Annotated in this window: 2 protein-coding genes and 1 pseudogene; 1 reads left to right on the forward strand and 2 read right to left on the reverse strand. The window is 42.9% G+C overall.

What is annotated here, in order from left to right; genetic code table 11:
* Nucleotides 1-858: IS110 family RNA-guided transposase (locus tag L4C38_RS21145; RefSeq protein WP_428799509.1), on the forward strand; the 858-nt coding region annotated here is incomplete at its 5' end.
* 186 nt (nucleotides 859-1,044) lie between these two features.
* On the opposite strand, the pseudogene L4C38_RS21150 reads toward L4C38_RS21145, so the two are convergent.
* A pseudogene (locus L4C38_RS21150) lies at nucleotides 1,045-2,224 on the reverse strand (IS3 family transposase).
* Nucleotides 2,225-2,305: 81 nt separating this feature from the next.
* The gene (locus tag L4C38_RS21155; protein WP_428799510.1) at nucleotides 2,306-2,875 is read right to left on the reverse strand and encodes a hypothetical protein; all 570 of its coding nucleotides are present in this window, start codon (nucleotides 2,873-2,875) and stop codon (nucleotides 2,306-2,308) included.
* Between the last annotated feature and the right edge of the window lie 230 nt (nucleotides 2,876-3,105).

The following is a 3,105-nucleotide window of genomic DNA, read 5'->3' on the forward strand; positions in this document are numbered from 1 at the left end:
GGTGGTGCTCATTATTGGGCAAGAACACTCAATAAACTCGGTCACGATGCCCGTATTATGGCCGTTAAATACGTAACCCCTTATCGAACCAAAGGGAAAAACGACCTTAATGATGCCGTTGCTATCTGCGAAGCGGTTCAGCGTCCTTCCACTCGCTTTGTTCCCGTAAAATCTCCCGAGCAACAAGCCATCTTATCTGTGCATAGAATGAGAGAGCATTGGGTTCGTGAACGGACCACGCTTATGAATCGAATGCGGGCGCTACTGTCTGAATTCGGGTTAATCATTCCGGTTGGTCGCTCTTCATTGATGAAGCAAGTGCCTTTAATGCTTGAGGATGCTGAAAATGAACTGCCACACCTCGCAAGAACCGTTATTGCCGATTCCTATCACCACCTTAGTGAATTAAATCAACGTATAGCGGATACGGAACAAGTCTTCGATTCTTTTGCTAAGGTCAGTGACAATGTACGCCGAGTCATGAAGGTTCGAGGCATTGGACCTCAAACCGCCACAGCGATACTGGCTTCGATAGGCAATGGGTCACAATTTGATAAAAGCCGCGACTTCTCTGCTTGGCTAGGATTGGTGCCAAAGCAATATTCCACGGGCGGAAAGCCTCGGTTAGACCGAATAACCAAACACGGCGACAAGTATTTGCGAACGCTATTAGTTCACGGTGCAAGAACCGTCATTGCGAACCTTGGTGACAAGCAAGACAGGTTAAGCCAGTGGTGTCGAAGCGTTCTTGAACGAAGAGGAATGAATCGAGCCATCGTGGCGCTCGCGGCGAAGAATGCACGGATCATATGGTCGCTTTTACATAATCAAACCGAATATGAAAACTATGCTGCCTAAGTAAAAACCTAAGCAGCATAAAAAGTTAACACCCACCGGGTCATTGCAGACGCTAATGATGGAGATAGGTTAAGACCACGAGCGGAGAGCCTGTTAATGCGGCGGACATATTGAATGTCATCTAACGAATAAGGCACCGCAGTCGCGCAATGATCTTCACCCGATAAAATGGACACCTTGTTCTGTTCAGCCCGTCATCACTTCATATTCATGTGGGCTTCGATATCCAAGACTTGAGTGCAGTCTATAACGGTTATAAAAATGCTGGATATAACCAGCGAGCTTATCTCTAAGCTGCTTCTCATTTTTAAAGTGATTTTTCCTAATAATGTCGCCTTTAAGAGTATGGAAAAACGACTCTACCTCTGCGTTGTCTGTACAATACCCCGGACGATTCATACTCGGCACTATGCCATTTTTCGCCAACAAGGCTTGAACTTCATGTGCACGATATTCAGAGCCTCTATCTGTATGAAACAGTAAAGATTCTGATGGTTTACGATTTCGAATAGCCATTCTCAACGAACCCATCGTTAGCTTCGTGCTTTTCTGTTTTCCGAGCGACCAACCCACGATTTTCCGCGAGTAGAGATCAATAACCACTGCCAGATACATCCAACGATTACCCTGCTTTATATAGGTAAGATCACCAGACCACTGTTGGTTAACTGCTGTTGGTTTAGGTATATCTTTTTTGATGTTCTTAATCGACTGATAGAAGCGATGAAGCTTCGCCATTTTCAGATAGACCGATAACTTCTCGCTTTTAATCCATGCTCTTGCATGAGCCTCGCAACACGTTTTCGACTCACGCAAATACCTTGTTTCCTAAGCGTCGCGTGAACTCTGGGGCTACCATAAGTCTCTTTACTCTTTGAGAAAACCTTTTTAATTTCAACCAGTAAAATCTTCTCTGACTCAGCATAACGACTTGGTTTCCTATCGAGCCAAGCGTAATACCCCGACGTTGAAACCAACAGAAACTCGCACATCAATACTATCGGGTAGTGGTCTTTATACTTGGCTATGAATCGAAATTTTGTCGACTTTCTTGGGCAACGAATCGTTGCCACTTTTTTAGCAAGTCATTCTCTAGCTTAAGTTGTTCGTTCTGGCGTTCCAATTCAGCGATACGACTAGACTCAGGCTGTTCACTTGGGAACTTAGCCTTTTTCTTACGTTTATCTTCCATAATAACCCCTTCTCGATATTCTTTACGCCATCTAGAAAGCATATAGGGATGAATATCTAAAGACAACGCCACATCTTTGACTGTGGCGCCTTCTCGATGCGAAAGTTGGACGGCGGTTATCTTAAATTCTGTGGGATATTGTTGAGTTTTCTTACCTTGTTTATACGCGGGCATAAGCACCTCCAATTATGATTGAAGGTGTCCACTAGATCGGGGCAAGTACAGAATCCGTCTTAAACGCTTTGTTATATGAGTTTAAAAAGTTACGTACAATCCCTTTTTTAGAGTTCTTAGCCGCTTAACAAACCCACTTATTTTCGGGTCTTTCAGAGCACTCAATACGCTGATACTTTCTTCTACCATGCTTGGCGATTGAAAATACGAACCGTAACAACCAGGATCAAAGTTGTTAATACTTTCTCCTAAGAGTGCCATGCTTTGTTCGTTGCTAACGCATTCACTTAAGTTCACCCAATCACGGTCTACACCTAAATCATCAGCTAATGAATAGTATTTAGTCAGAGCAAAGTCCAATAAGGTTTGTACAGGTTCATTAGCTAAATCATCACTCCAGTTTTCAGGTAGAGTTTCCCCCTCATATGGATCTGTAATGAAACTCTGATTCTCACGGATAAAGTGCAGGATGATAGCAGTTTCATTGCTTGGTAGCGTCTCTAACATCAGAGGTTTTAATTCTTTTTGAAACTCATACCAGTCAAATTCATATGCTTTATGTTCCATTCTTCCCCTCTCATATAACGCCGCATTCTCGGGAATCCCCTCATAATTTCCAACAAAAACAATGAGTAGACGCGCATCGCTCATTCTGATCTAATGAATTTCGCCAAAAACACACCTTATCAAATGGATTTAATAGGGATACCTAACGATGCGCGATATTCAAATTCTACAGCAAACTCTTGAAGACCAATGCCCTAATATTCACAAAAAACGACTTAGATCTCTTATACTTGCCACTAAAAGCGTTCTCAATGGTTCTGATTTAACCTTAACCAAACTTGGCAGAAAACTTGAAACGAAAACCACCGTCAAAC

This window comes from Vibrio kasasachensis, assembly GCF_050337565.1.
Lineage (GTDB): Bacteria > Pseudomonadota > Gammaproteobacteria > Enterobacterales > Vibrionaceae > Vibrio > Vibrio kasasachensis.